10 protein-coding genes and 1 riboswitch are annotated in these 18,675 nt (G+C 61.0%); of the genes, 9 read left to right on the forward strand and 1 reads right to left on the reverse strand.

What is annotated here, in order from left to right:
- The first annotated feature begins 133 nt into the window (after positions 1–133).
- Entirely contained in the window at positions 134–880 is a 747-nt protein-coding gene (locus tag ACYSMN_RS20810; RefSeq protein ID WP_488925842.1) for a superoxide dismutase, read from the forward strand.
- Between the two features lie 262 nt (positions 881–1,142).
- On the opposite strand, the gene ACYSMN_RS20815 is transcribed toward ACYSMN_RS20810, so the two are convergent.
- The gene (locus tag ACYSMN_RS20815) at positions 1,143–2,429 is read right to left on the reverse strand and encodes a carboxypeptidase-like regulatory domain-containing protein (RefSeq protein WP_488925843.1); all 1,287 of its coding nucleotides are present in this window, start codon (positions 2,427–2,429) and stop codon (positions 1,143–1,145) included.
- A gap of 347 nt (positions 2,430–2,776) precedes the next feature.
- On the opposite strand from ACYSMN_RS20815, the gene ACYSMN_RS20820 reads away from it, so the two are divergent.
- The 8 genes from ACYSMN_RS20820 to ACYSMN_RS20855 all read left to right on the forward strand — a co-directional run bounded on the left by ACYSMN_RS20820 (position 2,777) and on the right by ACYSMN_RS20855 (position 18,674).
- Positions 2,777–7,621, forward strand: coding sequence for a phosphodiester glycosidase family protein (locus ACYSMN_RS20820; protein ID WP_488925844.1), 4,845 nt, complete (start codon positions 2,777–2,779; stop codon positions 7,619–7,621).
- Between the two features lie 614 nt (positions 7,622–8,235).
- Positions 8,236–9,243 carry an alkaline phosphatase D family protein gene (locus ACYSMN_RS20825; RefSeq protein ID WP_488925845.1) on the forward strand — a complete coding sequence of 336 codons (1,008 nt, stop codon included), beginning with the start codon at positions 8,236–8,238 and terminating at the stop codon, positions 9,241–9,243.
- 283 nt (positions 9,244–9,526) lie between these two features.
- Entirely contained in the window at positions 9,527–10,228 is a 702-nt protein-coding gene (locus tag ACYSMN_RS20830) for a hypothetical protein (RefSeq protein ID WP_488925846.1), read from the forward strand.
- A 243-nt stretch (positions 10,229–10,471) separates the two neighbouring features.
- A complete protein-coding gene (locus ACYSMN_RS20835; RefSeq protein ID WP_488925847.1) occupies positions 10,472–11,845 on the forward strand; it encodes a S41 family peptidase in 1,374 nt (457 codons plus the stop codon).
- Positions 11,846–11,908: 63 nt separating this feature from the next.
- Positions 11,909–13,018 carry a dipeptidase gene (locus ACYSMN_RS20840; protein WP_488925848.1) on the forward strand — a complete coding sequence of 370 codons (1,110 nt, stop codon included), beginning with the start codon at positions 11,909–11,911 and terminating at the stop codon, positions 13,016–13,018.
- A 159-nt stretch (positions 13,019–13,177) separates the two neighbouring features.
- Complete coding sequence (locus tag ACYSMN_RS20845) at positions 13,178–16,408, forward strand: serine hydrolase domain-containing protein (protein WP_488925849.1); 3,231 nt, start codon at positions 13,178–13,180, stop codon at positions 16,406–16,408.
- 580 nt (positions 16,409–16,988) lie between these two features.
- A riboswitch (SAM riboswitch) is annotated at positions 16,989–17,082 on the forward strand.
- A gap of 423 nt (positions 17,083–17,505) precedes the next feature.
- On the forward strand, positions 17,506–18,051 hold the full coding sequence (locus tag ACYSMN_RS20850; RefSeq protein ID WP_488925850.1) for a carboxymuconolactone decarboxylase family protein: 546 nt from the start codon (positions 17,506–17,508) through the stop codon (positions 18,049–18,051).
- Between the two features lie 41 nt (positions 18,052–18,092).
- Positions 18,093–18,674 carry a beta-class carbonic anhydrase gene (locus tag ACYSMN_RS20855; RefSeq protein ID WP_488925851.1) on the forward strand — a complete coding sequence of 194 codons (582 nt, stop codon included), beginning with the start codon at positions 18,093–18,095 and terminating at the stop codon, positions 18,672–18,674.
- The last annotated feature ends 1 nt before the right edge of the window (position 18,675 follow it).

The following is an 18,675-nucleotide window of genomic DNA, read 5'->3' on the forward strand; positions in this document are numbered from 1 at the left end:
AGCCGGTTTCCGAATGGTTGACGTTGTAATTTGAGAAGAAAGCCCAGCTAGTGGTTTTGTGCCATCGGCAGTGGATTTCCTGTAGTTTCGGCGTTATCTTAGGCCTTCACCTTCCTTTCCCCTTCTTCATCCTATGCTGAAAAGAGAGTTCCTGAAAAATAGCCTGCTAACCATGATGGGTGCCCTCGTGAGTCCTGCGCTGTTGGCCCGGGCCCACGACGAAAAACTCCTGCGAGAAGCCCGTGCTACCCCCATTGCCGATGGTCCATTCACGCTGCCCGCTCTACCTTACGCTGCTAACTCGCTGGAGCCGCACATTGATGCGCGCACCATGGAAGTGCATCACGATGCACACCATAAAACCTACGTGTCGAAGCTGAACGAGGCTGTGGAGGGTAAACCCCAGCAGAAAATGTCGTTGGAGAAGCTGCTTTCCATAGCCGACCAGCAAACTGACGCCGTTCGGAACAACGCGGGAGGCCACTGGAATCACTCTTTCTTCTGGACCATCCTCACGCCCCGCAGCAACAAGCAGCCGGAGGGCGCCTTTTTGGCCGTTATCAACACGACTTTCGGCTCGTTCGATAAATTCAAAGAGGAATTCACCAAAGTTGCTACCAGTCGCTTCGGCTCTGGCTGGGCTTGGCTGTGCCGCGACAAGCAGGGTCGGCTGTTTATCAGTTCCACAGCCAACCAGGACAATCCGCTCATGAACTTGCCTGGCATTCAGCAGGGCACGCCCATTCTCGGCCTCGATGTATGGGAGCACGCTTACTACCTCAAATACCAGAACAAACGGCCCGACTACGTAGCTGCTTTTTGGAACCTGGTAGACTGGAACGAAGTAAACCGCCGCTACGAAGCTGCCCGCAAAAGCTAAGTAGGTAGAGCCTAGAACTAAGAGTCGAGCTATGGTACTGCTAACGAGGTTGCGGCATATAGCAGCAGGGCGCTTTCCTTATGCCAACCACTCAAGCCTTGGCTTTCAGCAACAAAAAAGCCGCTCCTACATTGGAGCGGCTTTTTTGTTGCTCGTCAGGCCGTTTTCTCAGCAGACGCACGAGAAGCAGCTGGGCGGAAGTAAACGCCCAATGTGTTCTTCTAAGCTCTAAGTTCTCAAATCTAAGATCTCACTGCGTAGGCTACTCAATGCGGCCGTTGCGGATTCGTACGTCGGGTTTGGGTTCGGCCTTTTTCACCATCGTACCAAAAGCGCCCTTCTTCTCGAAGGAGGCAACAACTTCATCTTCCACAGGCGTACGACGCACCACGGGATTGTTGGCCCAGAACTCCGGGTCGTATTTAATGGCTTTGATGGCCACCAAGTCGCGGTCCTGCACGCTTACGCGGGCGTAGGGAATGGTGGTAGGCGTGGTGTTGGTATCGTAGAAGAAGGTGAAGGACGATACAGTGAGCGGCGTAGTAGGCTTGCCGGGACTGATGAGGTCGGCGGCTAGGTTCACTTTCATGTATTCCAGCGGTGCTACTACGGCTTCCTGGTCAAGGTTTTGGAAGGCCATTTCGATTTCCAGCTTGGTGTTGCGAAATTTCTGATTGGGGTTGGATGTAGAACCGGTGAAATTGGGCGAGGTCATGTGGTAGCGCACGATCCGGTAGGTGTCTACGTCAATCCAGATGGTGCCTTCGGCGCGGTATTTCGTCAGCTCGGGACGGGTTTGAAAGGCAATTTCGGCGATGCCGCCCTTGGTTGTATCGGCACCGGCTACCACGCCTTTTAGCTCCAGCAGGTAGTTGGTCACCACGTTGGGGCTGAGCAAGGCCAGGGATTTCGTGGTGTCGGCGTTGGCATCGAAGAGGCCGTAGGACTTGGTATAGAGCGAGAAGTTGCCGAAGTTGGTGAGGCTCGGAACCGCCGCGTAGCGCCCCTGCGCAATGGCTGTGCCCTCAATTCGGGCGTTGCTCGACTTCACGTTCCATACCACTTCTTGCAGCTCCGTCGGCTGCTTGTCGATGCGCGTGATCTGGCGGTAGAAGGCCTTACCATAGTACTTGCGGCCGTAGTTGCTTTTCATTTGCCGGTAAGCCCTATCCACAAGTTGAAATGGGTAGCTGCCCACTTTCACTTCGGGCAGCGCCACCGAAGCCGTGGCCAAGGCCAGTTGCAGCGGCGCGCCGGCACTCGTAACGCGCACGGTGTCTTTGAGGTGGCCCAGCTCGGAAATCAGCAGCGTGACGGGCAGCTTGGGCACGGTCAGCGTGAAAGCGCCGTCGGCGTTGGTGGTGGTACCGAGGGAAGTGTTGCGCACCACTACGCTGGCAAAGGGCAGCGTCTCGCGAGAATCCTTGTCTACGACGGTACCCCGCAGCTGTATCTGCGCCTGGGCCGAAAAAGTGAGCAGGCCTAGTAAGCCGACGAGCAACAACCAGCGGAGCCGGGCAAACGAAACCAGGAGAGATACAAAAGGCATTGAGGCAGCTGAGTTAGCAAACGTGAGGAGACAACCAGCCTGTCAAACGACGTACCAGTTGCAATACATATAGCGGAAAACACAAAGGTAGCTGCTGGCAGCTTCCGTAGTTACAAGCATGGGGCCAGGAAATCAGCTATGATTACCAGATTCAGCTCCGTACAGCCTCGCTGCGCAACGTCAGCTTATAGCTTAATTAGGATTGGGTTTCGGGCTATTTGCTGCGAGCCACATTGCCTAGTTTACCGCTACGTAACCTTATAGTTAAGCCTTCGGGAAGTGGCACAAAATGGAAAAATGCGGAGATACTTTTGCCTGGCTTTCCGTCTAACTCCATCTCCACACCTATGAAAAAGCTGTACTTGCTGCTGGCCGGCGCGCTGTTGCCCTGGCTGCCCAGCCTCGCCCAGCCCACCACGCCCCTCAACCTGCGCTGGGCGCCGCGCGAAGACCTGAACGTGCTGCTCCCGCCCTCGGTGCGCGTGTTCGAAACCAACGGTACGCTGCCCGGCGGCCAGCGCGTACGGGCCATGTACACCAAAATGGCTCTTTCCGACCGAAACCTGCGCCTGCGGGCTGTAGGAGCAGAAAAAGGACCCAACTTCCGCCTAAAAACCACCGCCGAGCACGCGCAGGCCAACCAGGCCATCTGGGCCTCGAACGGTGGTTTTTTCAGCTCCACCGCGTCGGTTAGCCTCGTTATCACGGATGGCAATGGCGTGGCTCCCAACCAGAAAGCCATTGCCCGCAACGGCCGCACCTACTACCCGACCCGCGGTGCTTTCGGGCTCGTAAACCGCCGCCCCGATGTGGCCTGGGTCTACGGCCTGGGCGGCAGCGTAGACGGCCCCGATAACACCACCTGGGCTTATCCGACTCCCAGCCCAAATGATCCCACCCAAACTCCGCAACCGGTACCTAGCCCCACGTTTCCGGCGGGCGCGGCCATCTGGAATGCCAGCCAAGCCGTGGGTGGAGCGCCAGTGCTGGTGCACAATGGCACCGTGCGCATCACGAGTGGTGAGGAGGTAGTAGCCGATGATATTCTGGCCCGCAATCCGCGCACGGCCGTGGGCTATCTGGCCGGCGACACGGTGATGGTAGTGGCCGTAGATGGCCGCCAGCGGGCCAGCGCCGGCGTTACACTGGAGGAACTGGCCCAGCTGATGAAGGAGCTAGGCGCTATCGAGGCTCTCAACCTTGATGGCGGCGGCTCCACGACCATGCTAGCCGCCGACGAAGTGGTGAATAACCCGTCTGACCAGGATGGCGGCAACCGCAATCAATTGCGCGCTAATGCTTCGGCGCTGGTGTTGCAAGAGGACGTGGCAACTCCACGCCGCGCCGTTACCATCATCGACACCAACAACCCGCTCTATACTGAGCAGGGGTTATGGAGTGCCACCAACCACACGAGCAACTACGGCACTACAGCTTCCCGAACGGCGACGATAGGCGCCGTGGGCACCACGGCCCGCTACGGTTTGGGCCAGCTGGCCCGCGGCCGCTATCAGTTGGCGGCTTGGTGGACGCAGGGCCTCGACAATGCCCGGCGCGTGCCCTACGTACTGCACCGCGGCACCCGCCGCGACACACTGTACGCTGCGCAAAACGACCTTTCTACCACGGCCCGCTGGAACGTGCTCGGCACCTTCGAGCTGGACCCCGGCGACTACGTGGAACTGCTAGCCCGCGGCCAGGGCGGCACCCGCGTAGTGGCCGACGCCATTCGGTTGGTGGAGCTGGAGCGTTTCCCTGGGGGAGGCGGCGGCAGCCAGCCGCAGCGGGGCAATCTGCGCATTGCGGTGGTATCGGACCTGAACGGGGCGCTGGGTTCCAGCACTTACGAATGGCAGGTAGACAGCATCATGCAGCGGATTCCGCGCCTGTGGCGGCCCGATCTAGTGGTGTGTGGCGGCGACATGGTGGCGGGCCAGGGCGTGAGCACCGAGGCCATCATGCGTACCATGTGGCAGGGCTTCGATAGGTCCGTAACCAGCAAGTTTCGGCGGGCCAACGTGCCGTTTGCCTTCACGCTCGGCAACCACGATGGTACCCGCTCGCTGCCGTTGGAGCGGCGCGTTACGCAGGAATTCTGGCAGAATCCGGCTGTGACGCCCCGCCTCGATTTCGTGGACAGCACCGAGTTTCCGGTGTACTACTCGTTTAAGCAGGATCAGGCGTTTATCGTGAGCTGGGATGCTTCTTCGGACCAGATTACGCCCGCCAACCTGGCCTGGGTGCAGCAGCAGTTTAGCTCGCCGGCGGCGCGGGCCGCTAAGATGCGCTTCCTCGTGGGCCACTTGCCACTGTACGCTATTGCCCAGGAGCGCGACACGCCGGGCAACATCCTGCGCAACAGCGAGCAGCTGCGCCGCATCCTGGAGGACCTCGACGTGACCACCTACATCAGCGGGCACCACCACGCCTACTACCCCGGCAAGCGCGGCGACCTGGAGTTGCTTAACGCCGGAGCGGCTGGCTCGGGTCCGCGTCCGTGGCTCACGCTCGACAAAGCGCCGGTGAACACCATCACGCTCATGGACGTGTTCTACGACCAAGACAGCGTGGCCTACACCACCTACGACATCCAACAGCGCAACGCGGCCGATATGAGCGTGTTCGACCCGAGCATCCTGCCGCGCATCATCTACTCCTACGACGGCACGTTCATCATCCGGCGCGATGCCAAGTTGGCGCCCAGCAGCGCCAGCCTCTCCAGCCTCCACCTCGAAACCGGCCAAGCTCCGCAGGGAACCGGCGCGGCCCAAGCTACCATCAGCGGCAACCGCGTACAGGTTACGGGCACGTTCAGCAATTTGCGCAGCCCGCTGCTCGAAGACCGCTCGGCGGTGGCAGTATACAGCGGCCCGCACGGCGAGCAAGGCCGGTTGTTGACGCAGCTCACCGTAACGTCGGCGGACGGACGGAGCGGCTCCTTCACGGGCACGCTCGATGCCAAGTCCGATACTATTACCGACCAACTCATGGCGGGCGGCTTGTTCGTGAAGCTGCGCACGCAAGCCGCGCCCAACGGGGAAATTCGCGGCCAGTTGTACGATGCCGCCAACCGCGCCCCGGCCCGTACGGCCGTCACTAACACGCGGCCCGGCAACGTGTATGCGGTGCGCAATATTGAGGCGCTCTTCAACGTGAGCTGGGCCAACAGCGTGGACCCCAACGGCGACGCCGTGACTTACTTCTACCAGCTGGCCCGCGACTCTTCTTTCAGCACTGTGCTATTTGAGCAGGGCACTGGCCGCCTCACCACTTTACGCCGCCGCGAAGATGCTTGGTACGCGCTGCTTGGCGCTACGCCAGCTGGCACGCCCGTTACGTTCTACCAGCGCGTGCTTACTTCCGACGGCAAAAACATCAGCGCTGGTCCGGCCCGGGTGTTGCAGCTCACCAAGAGCGACGCCCCGCTCACCGACCTCGTGGAAGTGCCCGCGCCCGAGTACCGCTACGACGGCAACCTCGTGCCCAACGGCAGTGGCTACGGCGCCACCTACGACGGTTTCGGCAAACTGTGGTACGTGGATTACTACGGCAAGATCTACGCCCAGACCCGCGCCGGCGTACCCGCTAGCTTCTCGCCGCTGCTCAATTCGGCCCTGGGCCTGAGCGCCAACAACACCGGCCTGGGCACCGACCGGGACGGCCACATCCTACTCAGCTCCAACAGCCGCCTGGTGAAAATCAACGCCCAGACCGGCGTGATTATGGCCTCCTGGACCGCGCCCGTGCGGTCCAACACGCAGAGCAACACCCTCACCACGCCCCGCGCTGATAGTCTGGGCCGGGTGTACGTGGCCAGCCTCTGGGGCGACGACTACGTGTACGTGCTCAAGCAAACCGGCAACACCTATCAGCAGGTGCGACGCCTCACGCTGCCGGGCCGCATTCTAGCCCGCGCCTTCGCCATCGAGCCCAACGGCCTCACGCTCTACCTCCCCGACCCCGGCACGGCCCAGATCCAGCGCTTCACCAGCACCGATACTGTGAACTACCAGCTAGCCACACCCATTACCAGCTTAGCGGCGGGTTCCAGCGGTGTGCAGGTGCTGCGAGGCCGTAAAGTCTACGCCGCCGTGCGGGCGGCGGGGGCCACGGCGGCATCCTTCCACTTCCGCGACGAAGTGAACAAGCGCCTCTGGACGCTGCCGCTGCCGGAGCTTGGCAACGCCGAAGCCCGCGGCCTGGGCGTATCCGTGACGGGCGACACATTGATTTATTGTGCCTGGAACGGGCTGGGCATCCACCGCTACGTGCGAGTGCGGGCTGGCGGGCCAGCGCCAGTAGTGGGCCGAATCCCAGCCTATCGGATTGCGCAGGTGCGCGGCATCCGTCCCACCGGCGCGGCCGACTCCGTGGGCGTGTACTGCAAGCTCGAAGGCGTGGTGAACTCGCCCAATTTCCGCGCTACCGGCCTCGATTTCTCGCTGGTAGATGGCGGCAAAGCCATCAACGTGTTCCGCTCCGCCGACAATGCCAGCTACGCCGTGCGCCTCGGCGACCGGCTGCGGGTGATTGGCCGTTTGAGCCAGGAAAATGGGTTGATTCGCTTCCAGGCCGATTCGATTCGGCTGCTGACGGCCGCCGCGCCGCTGACTACGCCGCTGCGCGTAACGGGCGCGTTGGTGGACAGCCTGGAGTCGTTGCCGGTGGAGCTGCGCCGCTTGCGCCTCGTGAATGCCGCGCAATGGACCACCGGGCAGGGCTTCCCCGGCTTTGGCGTGGATGTGCAGGATAGCGTGCGGACTTACCGCGCCTTCATCCATCGCCAAACGGCGCTTTACAACGCTTCCGCGCCACAAGGCTACTTCACGCTCCGCGGCGTGGTGTATCAGTTCGATGCCGATATGCCCTACGCGGAAGGCTACGAGCTGTGGCCCCGCTCGGCGGCCGACTACCAGGGCGCGCCGCTGTCCAACCGGCCGGTCCGGGCAGCCAGCGAGTTTCAGCTCTACCCCAACCCGACCAGCCGCCAGTTGCGGGTGGAAGGTCCGGCCGGGGAAGTTATTCGCCGGTTGGAAGTGTTGAGCGTGCTAGGCCAAACAGTACAAACCGAAACTCTCCGCCGCCCCGAGCCCAGCACTCGCCTGAGCGTGGCCGATTTGGTTCCGGGCGTGTACTTCCTGCGCATCACCACCGACAACGGCACCTTCACCCGCCGCTTCCAGAAACAGTAGCGCGCTTCGGCTGAACCCACCCGGCAGGCGACGAAAAACTGCCTACCGGGTGGGAATCGGCGCAACGCCAGAACGCCCCGGTCTGCCCGCTCTTTTCAGCGGGCAGACCGGTCGCCGCAAGCTGAGGTTGTTTCGTCTGCCCATTCACCGCAATTCTTCCTTAACAAGCCGCGCGCCCTTCGACCGGTCAGCCCGCGAAAAAGCGGGCAGACCAGAGCAGGCACCACCACGAAAGCCGCTTCCTATCGGGAGCGGCTTTTTCGTTGCTGATAAGTAGGCCCCGTAACCCAAGTTGCGGCGTAGCCGCGTAGCGGCAATAGGTTTGTAGCCTCAATTCGGTTCGAGGAGAGACGTCCGTCGATCTGGCACCGCTACGCGGCGCGGGGTCGTTCTAGGCTTGTTTTCTACAATCCTTGAGCCGCTACGCGGCTACGTCGCAACTTGGGTTAAGCAGGCTGTAGCTAGGCACGAATACCCGGGGCAAAACAGCATCTCAGAAGACACCGAACCCTCTTACTTCTCTTGCCCTACAATTCGGTATCTCACATGCCTCTTAACCTAATCTTCACACCGCGTCCCGACGGTTGGCTTGGGCAATGTGGCATCTTTGCGGCATGAAGCAAACTCTAGTGTTCGCTCTGGCGGCGGCTCTGCTGTGGAGCAGCCCCGCCGAAGCCCAGAAGAAAGACCTTACCATCGCCTTCGGCTCCTGCAACCGGATTGATTTGCCGCAGCCGCTGTGGCCCGTTATTGCCCAGGACAAGCCCGACGTCTGGATGTGGCTCGGCGACAATATCTACGGCGACACCGACGACATGGCCGTGCTCAAGCAGAAGTACGACACGCAGTTCAACCTGCCCGCCTACAGCCAGTTCCGGGCGCAGGTGCCCGTCATCATCGGCACCTGGGACGACCACGACTACGGCCGCAACGACGCCGGCAAAGAGTATCCTTACAAGAAAGAAAGCCAGCAACTCGCCCTCGATTTCCTGAAGGAACCCGCCGGCACCCCACGCCGCACGCAGGAGGGCATCTACACTTCCTACGACTACCAGGTGGGCCGTAAGAAAGTGAAGGTGATTCTGCTCGACGACCGGTACTTCCAGGACGAGCTGCAACGCGACCCGACCCGCGGCTACCTGCCCAACCCCACCGGCGACCTGCTGGGCGCGGCGCAATGGCAGTGGCTGGAGCAGCAGCTCACCAATAGCACCGCCGATGCCCACATCATCGCCTCGGGCATTCAGTTTCTGCCCACTCAGCACCCTTACGAGAAGTGGGCCAACTTCCCGGCCACCCGCCAACGCTTCCTCGACCTGCTGGTTTCGAGCAAAGCCAAAGGCGTGCTGCTCGTGAGCGGCGACCGGCACATCGGGGAGATTTCCAAACTCACGCCGACCGGCGGCACGTACCCGGTCTACGAAATCACATCCAGCGGCCTCACGCACCCGGCCGCCAACAACAAGGGTGAGGCCAACGACCTGCGCGTGGGTCCGCTCATCAACCAGAAGCACTACGGCTTACTCCAGTTCCGTGAGAAGGGCAAGAAGCTGCTCGTCACGGCCCAGCTCAAAGGCGAAGACGGCAAGCCGCTGACCGAACAGGTTATTGACGTGAAGTAGCGCCCCGGTAGCGTGTCGCACCTGCCGCGTAACACTCCTGGAGGCGCGTGGCATGCCACGCGCCTTCCGTACCTTTTCCCGAGGGCGCGTGGCGTGTCACGGGCCTTCGGGAAAATTTCCCGGGCTTGCGTGGCATGCCACGCGCCCTCGGGAAAAGTTGCTAGGCTCGCGTGGCGTGCCACGGAGCCTCGGGAAAAGACGCGGAGGGTCCGTGGCGCGCCCTGTACATTATTATTTATATATTTAAACGTGGTGCTTTTCTCTTCTTCATCCTTTCTCTTCTATGCCTACTCCTCTCGCCGGCCCCGACGGTACGCCGCAGGCCCCATCTTCTACCAGTAAAACGGGCTATATCCCCCGCGCCGAGCTCGACATCGCCTCCCTGGCCGAGCTGGCCGCCGATGAATGGCTGCAACGGCCCGAGCTGACGCTGGTGTACACCACCAGCGCCGCGTTCCGGCAGCTCGCCACCGACTATACCGCCAACCTCGGTGCCACCGACCAGACCGGCGATTCCCTCTCGCCCGATGTAGCGCGCCTGGGCGTGCTCGACGACGAAATTGATGAGCACGCTTCCATCGTGCGCAGTATGTTGGCCGTGAAGTATGCCCGCCAGAACAAGGGCCGCGCCTTCCACCCCGAATTTGGATTCGACAGCAAGGGCAGTTTGCCCCGCAACCGCACCGAGCGCACCAAGAGCCTGAAGAAGCTGGTAGCGGCCCTTACCGCCCACGGCTTCGACCCCGCCGCGGAGTTTGGCGTTGCCTACTGGCAGCCCCTGGCCACCGAGTACGCCGCCCTGGTAAAGAAGACCGATAAAGCCCGCGGTACCCGCTCCACGGGCGTAGCCGGCAAAAACACCCTCCGCGACGACGTGGAGCAGGTGCTTCGCTCGTTGCTGCGCCTCATCGAAGCCAACTACCCCGACGAAACCCGCGCCGACGCCGAACGGCGCAAGTTCGGTTTCCTGAAAGAGCGGCAGTAGTCCTGCCGCTGACCAGTCATAGAAAAGCCCGCCGGTTTGCACCACACGGCGGGCTTTTTTATGGGGTGATTTTCTTTATTTGCAGCTCATTACGTCGCTCAAGAAACAGGCCGGAAGGCGGCGCCTAGTCAACTGGCGGGGGTTAGGGGAAGCCAGCCAGGTACGCAGCTTCGGCGAGCCTCGGGCTGTCTTTGGCTCATCGTCTTTAGCTTCGGACTACACACCCTCTTCCCCTCATTGTGTATGAGATACCTCTGCCTGCTTGCCCTGCCGCTACTGGCGGCGCTTCCCGGCCGCGCGCAACAGCCCCAGCCCGTCTACATCCCCTACTCCGACCAACAGGTGAAAGTAGAGCAGCGTTTGTGGAATGACCCGGTTTGGAAAACGCCCTACCAACCCATGCTCAGCGACGACCAGAAACTAGCAGGTCTCGCCAAGTTTTGGTCGGAAGCTAAGTACGGCTTTGCCTTCTTTGATAAGGTGCCCAAGCTGTCCTGGGACAGTCTTTACTTGGCTACCATCCCGAAAGTACAAGCCGCGCCTACTACGCTGGCTTACTACCAAGTGCTGCAAGCAATGTGCGCCCAACTACACGACGGCCACACCAATGTATATCCGCCCAAAGAATTGCAAAGTGAAGTAAACGAACGGCCTCCTCTGCGCACCAGCCTCATGGAGGGGAAAGTGCTGATCACTGAAGTCACGAGCCTAACTCTACAGCAACAGGGTTTAGCGCCGGGGCTGGAAGTAGTGGCCGTTGATGGGATTCCGGTGCACGACTACGCCAAGGCGCGGGCCGCTTGGGCCAGTGCCTCTACACCGCAGGACCTTACCCAGCGGATCTACACCTATACGCTGCTGGCCGGCAGTGCCAGCCAACCCATCGCCCTGACCTTGCGCGACGCCAAGGGCCGCTCTTTCCAGAAAACCATTGCGCGGAGCGGCTACCCCGATCAGGCTCCCAAGCGCCCGATTATGGAAGTGAAGATGCTGCCCGGCAATGTGGGCTACGTGGCCTTAAATACCTTCGGCGACGAAAATCTGAAGAAGCTCTTCGCCGATGCATACCCGCAGCTAAGCCAAACCAGCGCCCTCATTTTCGATGTGCGCAACAATGGCGGCGGCAACAGCGACATCGGGTACGACGTGCTCAGCTACCTAACCGACCAGCCATTCCCAACCTCGCAATGGAGGACGCGCAACTACATTGCTCCGTTTCGGGCCTGGGGCAGAACCCCGCAGTGGGTGTCGGAGGCCGAAGCTCCTAATCAACCTAAAGGAGGCGGCACCCTTTACACCAAGCCCGTAGTGGTGCTTACTGGCGCCGGCACGTACTCGGCCGCCGAGGATTTTGCCGTGGCTTTCGACGGCATGAAACGCGGCCAAATCATGGGGGAGCCCACTGGCGGCAGTACCGGCCAGCCGGTATCTTTCGCGCTGCCCGGTGGCGGCTCGGCCCGCATCTGCACCAAGCGCGACACCTACCCCGACGGCAAGGAATTCGTGGGAGTTGGCGTGCAGCCGCAGATAGTAGTGCATCCGACCGTGCGCGACGTGCGCAACGGCCGCGACACGGTGCTGGAAGCGGCCCTCAAGCATTTGAAGGCGAAACGCTAACGTCTAATCGACGCCGCGCGCTGCTCCTCTCTTCCATCCTCAACTTCTAGCCAGCTCCTATTTATGTTTTCCCGACGCGACTTTCTTTCCGGCCTGACTTCAGCGGGTATGGTGGCGGCCCTGCCCACCACCGGTGCCGAATGGCCCGGTAGTGCCTTCGCCCCCGATGCTCTGGCCGCCAAAGACCCTATCCGAATCGACACACTGTGCTACAACTTTGACGGAATCACGCCCGAAACAATCGACCGAGCTTTGAAAGGTGGGCTGTCGGCAGCAGTATTCGATTTGGACCTATACCCACGGGAGTATACAGGAGCAGTGCGCGTGCTCACACAGTGGAACGAGCGGTTTCAAGCGCCCGACGCCAAGGTAGTGGCCGTACGCCAGGCCGCAGACTTCGCCCGCGCCAAACGGGAAGCCAAGCTAGGTATCGTGCTAGCCTGCCAGGATGCGAATATTCTGGGGGTGCCGTCGGGTGATTTCGCGGCCACGCTCCGCCTCTTTCACACCCTCGGGCTGCGCGTGCTCCAGCTCACCCACAACGAGCGCACTCCCTGGGCCGATTCGTTTATGGAAAAGCGCGACGGCGGGCTGAGCCGAGCCGGCGAGCGGCTGGTGGCGGCGATGAACACTCTGGGCATGGTGGTCGATTTGTCACATTGCAGCCGCCAGACTCTGCTCGACACCGTAGACCTCTCCAAACAACCCTGCGCCGTCACGCACGCCGGCTGCCACGCCCTGGCCCCCACGGCCCGCAACAAGACCGACGACGAGATACGGGCGCTCGGCAAAGCCGGTGGTTTTTTCGGCGTGTTCAACCTAACGACCTGGCTCACCGCAGGCCCCACGGCCTCACTCGACACCGTACTTGACCACATTGACCACGCCGTGCAACTCATCGGCCCCACCCAGGTAGGCTTCGGCAGCGACGGCGGCCTTGACCAGCTCGATGCCACTGCTGAACAAACCCGCATGGCGCGGGTACAGCAGCTAAACAACGGCAATCCCAGCGCCGAATGGCCCGTGCAACACGTACGCGTAGCCGCCCTTAACGCTCCCAACCGCCTAAGCGCACTAGCCGAAGGCCTAGCCCGCCGCAACTATTCCAACGACCATATCAACGGCATCATCGGTGGCAATTTCGTCCGCTTGTTCCAGCGTGTCTGTGGGTGATGAGGTGGGCTTTTGGCTTGCGGTTATAGTGTGGTAGTGAGTTTCTGGCAGTGAATGGATTGCGTACGCAGATACGGCGCTTCTGCCACAGCTCCTTTTCCTTGACACAAAAGACCCGTATTCCCGTAAATTCGCCACCCAACCCATCCTCTCCTGTCCTTGCCTACCCCCCGTTTTCTCCCGTTTCTGTGGCTGCTGCTGGTGTTGCTGAGCCCCTTCGATAGCGCCGCACAAAGCCGCCGCAAGCCCGCGTCCAAGAAGAAAACCACCCGCGCCGTAAGCCGCCGCGCAACCTCCCGGAGCCAACCCGCCTCCGTAGCCAAACGCCCAGCGGCCACACCGAAAAAGGGCACGGCGGCTAGCAAGACTACCGCCAAAGCCAAGCCGGCCCCGAAGCGCCGCAACCAGCCGGTGCCGTTTGTCGGGCAGTTGCGTAAGTCCCGCTGGGTCGATTCGGTGATGGCGACGCTCACGCCCGACCAGCGCGTGGCGCAGCTCTTTATGGTGGCCGCCTACTCCAACCGCAAGCGCATCGATGAGGACTCCGTGACGGCGCTGGTGCAGCAGTACGGCGTGGGCGGGCTCATCTTCTTTCAGGGCGGGCCAGTGCGGCAAAGCAAGCTCCTAAACCGCTACCAGAGCCAGGCCAAAGTGCCGCTGCTGGTGGCCATGGACGCCGAATGGGGCGTGGGCATGCGCCTGGATAGCGTGGTGCGGTTTCCTTACCAGATGAGCCTGGGGGGCGTCCGCGAAAACCAGCTCCTCTACGACATGGGCACCGAAGTAGCCGCGCAGTTCAAGCGCCTGGGCATGCACGTCAATTTCGCGCCGGTGGTTGATGTCAACAACAACGCCGCCAACCCCGTTATCGGCTTCCGCAGCTGGGGCGAAGACCGCCAGAACGTGACCGAAAAGAGCTACCTCTACATGAAAGGCATGCAGGATGCGGGCGTGCTGGCCGTGGCTAAGCACTTCCCCGGCCACGGCGACACCGACACCGACTCCCACCTGGCCCTGCCCCTGCTGCGCATCGACAAGCGGCGCATTGATACGCTAGAGCTGTTCCCGTTTCGGAGCCTGATGGCGCGCGGGCTGGGTGGCATGATGGTGGCCCACCTCAATATTCCGGCCCTCGACACCACCGGCCTGCCCAGCACGCTCTCCCGGCCCATCACGACGGGTTTACTGAAGCAGAAGCTGGGCTTTGAGGGCATCATCTTCACGGACGCCATGAACATGAAGGGCGTCATCTCGAAGTACCCGCCCGGCGAAGCCGACGTGCGCGCCCTCGAAGCCGGCAACGACATTCTGGAGTTCAGCAAAAACGTGCCGTTGGCCCTGAAAATGGTGCGCGCCGCCATCGACAGCGGCCGGATTTCGCAGGCTGACATTGATGCTCGCTGCCGCAAAGTATTGGCCCTGAAAGAATGGGCCGGCCTGAACAAATACCGCCCCATCGACCTCCAGAATATCACCGCCGACCTCAACACGCCCCACGCCCAATACCTGAGCCAGCGCCTCACCGAGCTAAGCGTGACGGTGCTGCGCAACGAGAAGAACCTGCTCCCCTTGCAACGCCTCGATACGCTGCGCCTCGCCACGCTCACCATCGGCACCCGCGACACCACCGACTTCCAGCGCATGGTGGCCGACTACGCGCCGGTGCGCCACTTCTGGCTGCCAGCCGCACCCTCGCTCAACGAGCTGACGCAAATGCGCGAGACGCTGAAAGCCTACAACACGGTGCTGATTGGCGTCAACAACCTCGGCCGCCTGCCCGCCACCAACTTCGGGGTGAGCCCGGAAACCAACGTGCTGCTGCGCGAAATGGGCAGCAAGGGCCAAAAACTCATCGTGACGGTGTTTGGCTCAGCGTACGCCGTGGCTAAAATCCGGGACCTGGACCGCGCCGATGCCGTGGTCATGGCCTACCAAGAAAGTAAAAACGCCCAGGACGTGGCGGCAGAGGTGATTTTCGGCGGCATCTCGGCCAGCGGCCACCTGCCCGTGACGGTGAGCGACAAATACAGCTACGGCAAGGGCTTAGCCACACAAGGCGGCATTCGGCTGCGCTACAGCCAGCCCGAAGCCGTGGGCATGAACAACAACCTCGAAGCCCGCGTCGACTCCATCATGAACGGCGCCATTGCGGCTCGTGCGTTTCCCGGTGGCGAGGTGCTCATTGCCCGGCGCGGCACGGTGGTGATGCGCAAAAGCTACGGCACGCACTCCTTTGCCGATGCCCCCGCGCAGGCCGGCAAACCCAGCCGCGCCGTCCGCAACACCGACCTCTACGACTTGGCTTCCGTGACGAAGGTAGCCGCCGCACTGCCGGCCCTTATGCGGCTCCAGGACCAAGGCAAATTCAATCCCGACATGACCATGGGCCAGCTATTCCCGGAACTGGCCGGCACCAACAAGCAAGACCTGAAGCTGCGCGACGTACTCACCCACCAAGCTCGCCTCAAAGCCTGGATTCCGTTCTGGAAAGACTACACCAAGCCGCGCGGCATCTTCAACGCTCTGTTCGGCAAAAGCCCCGACGCGAAGGACGTGTCCACCACCAAACCCTCGGAACTAAGCCGCCGCTACTTCCGCCCCGATTCATCGGCCCGCTTCCCGCTACACGCGGGCCCCAAGCTGTGGGCGCGCAAGGACTTCCCAGCGCGGATTGTGAAAGCCATTGCCGAGTCGCCGCTGAATGAGAAGCCGGGGTATGTGTACTCCGATTTGTCATTCATTCTATACCCGCGCTTCGTGAAATCCGCCAGCGGCAAGCCCCTCAACCAGTTCATCACCGACGAAATCTACCGGCCGCTGGGCGCCACCACACTCGGTTACAACCCCACGCGCCGCTTCCCGCTCAGCCGCATTGCCCCCACCGAGTACGATTCGCTGTTTCGCCACGGCCAGCTCCACGGCACCGTACACGACGAAGGCGCGGCTCTGCTCGGCGGCCTCTCCGGCCACGCCGGCCTTTTTGGCTCCGCCAACGACCTGGCCAAGCTGGTGCAGCTCTACGCCTGGAACGGTCGCTACGGCAACCAACAGATACTGAAGTCCGAAACTCTGGCCGAGTACACCAAGTGCCAGTTCTGCCCCGACAACCGCCGCGCCCTCGGCTTCGACCGGCCCGCCACCAACCCGGCCGTGAACTCCGCCAAAAGCGCCTCGCCACTCAGCTACGGCCACACCGGCTACACGGGCACCTATTTCTGGGTCGACCCCAAGGAGGAAATCATGTGCATCGTGCTTACCAACCGCGTGAACCCCACGCGCCGCAACAATAAAATCTCGGAGCTGAACGTGCGCACCAACGTGCTGCAAGTGACGCTGGAAAGTGTGCGACCGGTGCAGAAGCAAACTGTAGAAACAACGGTAGAGGAATAACTTTCCAAGAGGTTCTACAGCCCAAAAACGCAGCGGCTCGCGGAGGATATTCTTCTGCGGGCCGCTGCGTTTTCTCTGAGATTATGTGGCGGCACCCTGTCATGCCGAGTGCAGGAAGCATCTGGCTAATGTCGTAACCGATGCTAGCGCGACGGCTGCACTCAGCATGTCAGGACGCGCTGTCCCCGGTGGTCAAGTAGAACAAACGTCTACACAATCTGTGTACGGGCAAGCCTTACACTATTGACATTCTTCCAGCCCCGGAGGGGCGACATATCGGTAGTATTTAGCGAGAAGAGAAAGAACAAGCCCTGTAGGGGCGACACGCCATTAGGGCCTAAACCAGTGTCGCCCCTACAGGGCTTAGGAGATAGTGTGCTGTCGTGGGCTACCGATATGCCGCCCCTCCGGGGCTGGAAAATTCTGACTGAGCAAGTCGTAACAAGATTCAAAACAAGCAGTTGGTCTAAGCTCTCATCACGCAATTCTAAGCCCCGATTTCTTAACAATTTGGCTATGTGGCTTTATTGAAATTCATCTACTACATTTGAGCACCAATTCTTTACCTATAAAAGGATTGTTTTTATACAGAGGCGTGGAGAGACAGGCTCGACGAAACGCCGGCAACCCCCAGTGACAAGCTGGAACGGTGCCAACTCCTGACCATATAAAAACAAGTTGCCGTGGACACCTTCTTTCCCTCCCCTGCCCTACCGCCCCACCTCGTTGCTAGCCTGCGAATGTGTTGTTGCGTCGCGTGTCCGGCCGGGAGTGGTTGTTGAAGGACCCACACGTTTCCTCTTCCAGTTTGCGCTTACGGTAGGCTAGTCCAGCCCTGAAGCGCTCCAGCACTGGCTGCTTGCCTGACTGCGTATCGCGTTTTCCCGCTACCGCGCCTTTCCTCTTTTCTGTCTTTCGGGTTAAGCCTTGGCCTTATGTGCCTTGGTGCTTAGCGTGCTTGCCTGAAGCAAACGCGGCCGTACGGCTGCACAGCTGGGTGGCAGAAGTTGGAGAAGAGGTCCATGGTAGCTGCCGCGCGTGAACTGCGAAGAGGGCCTTTTCGCCTTCTCTTCCATTCACACTTTTACTTTTTCTTCATGAGCAATCAATTGCAAGTACTCACCCGTGAGCAGGCCCCGGAGGGCGCCAAAGCCACTTTCGATGGCCTGCGCGGCAAGCTGGGTTTCGTGCCCAACTTGTACGCCACCTTCGCCCATTCGGCGCAGGCTCTCAATGGGTCCATCGGTTTCGGTACGGCTTTGAGCCAAGGCGAGCTAAGCGGCCGCGAAATTGAAACGATATACCTGGCCGCCTCCGAAGCCAATGAGTGCGACTACTGCGTGGCCGCCCACACCACCGTCGGTAAGCTCCAGGGTCTGACCGAAGAAGAAACCATTGCCGTGCGCACCGCCAGCAGCACCGATACCCGCCTCAACGCGCTGGCGGCCCTGACGCTGAGCATCGTCGGCAACAACGGCCACCCATCGCAGGAAACGCTCGACGAGTTTTTCGCGGCCGGCTACAGCAAAGCGGCCCTTGTGGAGCTGATTGGGGTGGTGGCGCTCAACACCTTCAACAACTACGTGCAACACATTGCCCAAGTGCCTACCGACTGGCCCGCCGCGCAGCCCTTACCCGCTTAGCCTAAACTCACCCGTTTTCTGCCATTCCAAACCAGTTTTTCATGAGCCAGATTTTAGAGGAAGTTCTCGACGCCAATCAGCAGTACCAAGCCAGCTTCGGCGAAAAAGGCGGCTTGGCGCTGCCTCCGGCTCGCCGTTTCGCCATTCTCACCTGCATGGATGCCCGCCTCGACCCGGCCAAGTATGCTGGTCTGGCCGAAGGTGATGCCCACGTTATCCGCAACGCTGGCGGCCGGGCCAGCGACGACGCCATTCGCTCTCTGGTCATTTCCTACAAACTGCTGGGCACCAAGGAATTCTTCGTCATCCACCACACCGACTGCGGCATGGCGCTTTTCACCGACGACATCATCCGCGACCTGCTGGCTAACAGCCTGGAAACGGCCACCGTCGATGAAACTGGCTGGCATGATGTCGGCCAGGGTCCCGGTTCGACGGAAGCGCGCCACATTGCTTTCCTCACCTTCAAAAACCTAGAGCAAAGCGTGGTCGATGACGTACAGCGTATTCGGCAGCACCCGCTGGTACCGGCCACCATTCCGGTGTACGGCTACATCTACGACGTGAAAACTGGTCAACTCATTGAAGTGCCGGCTGCTACGCAAATTGGGCGGGCCAGTTAAA

It is taken from the genome of Hymenobacter sp. M1-2 (assembly GCF_057808495.1).